Origin of the sequence: Porphyromonas uenonis 60-3 (assembly GCF_000174775.1) — a bacterium.
GTDB lineage: Bacteria > Bacteroidota > Bacteroidia > Bacteroidales > Porphyromonadaceae > Porphyromonas > Porphyromonas uenonis_A.
Window position 1 is genome coordinate 1 of sequence record NZ_ACLR01000005.1, and the last position, 546, is coordinate 546.

Here is a 546-nt window from a genome sequence, read left to right on the forward strand (position 1 = left end):
TTGACACAGCCCGTGCCCGTCGCTCACAAGAGCTTCGCGAGGGCAAGAGCCAACGTAAAGCAGCCAAGGTGACCAAAGCGAAGAAGAAGAGTCGCACCACCAAGAAGGCTACTCCCAAAGCTGCCAAGGCAGAGCGGAACCGAAGGCAGTCGAAGAGTACTACCACACGCTCCGTACGCAACCGCTTCTAGCGACTAAGTCGCCAACCAAACACAAGAGGGCTGGGTCCATCACAACGGACTCAGCCCTCTATCTTTGTCTATTCCCCCACCCTTCCAGCGACGCTTCTTGATGAAACTAGAGTTTCTCCCGTATGAAACTAGAGTTTCTCCCGTATGAAACTAGAGTTTCATTCCCATGAAACTGGAGTTTCACCTGGATGGAAGAAAAGTTTCACCCAAGTGGTACTGATAGTTAGCTCAAAGGACGCTGAAAAAAGGGGTGAACCCCGCGAGGTCCGCCCCTATCGATACGTATGTAGGTTAGTCAGCTAGTTGGCTGAGGTCTTGTAGTGAATGTTGTCGATGAGACGAACCTCGCCACAGT

General features: G+C 51.8%; 1 pseudogene. It reads left to right on the forward strand.

From position 1 onward, the window contains the following. A pseudogene (locus PORUE0001_RS00175) lies at positions 1 to 191 on the forward strand (gliding motility protein GldN); the annotation flags it as partial. Between the last annotated feature and the right edge of the window lie 355 nt (positions 192 to 546).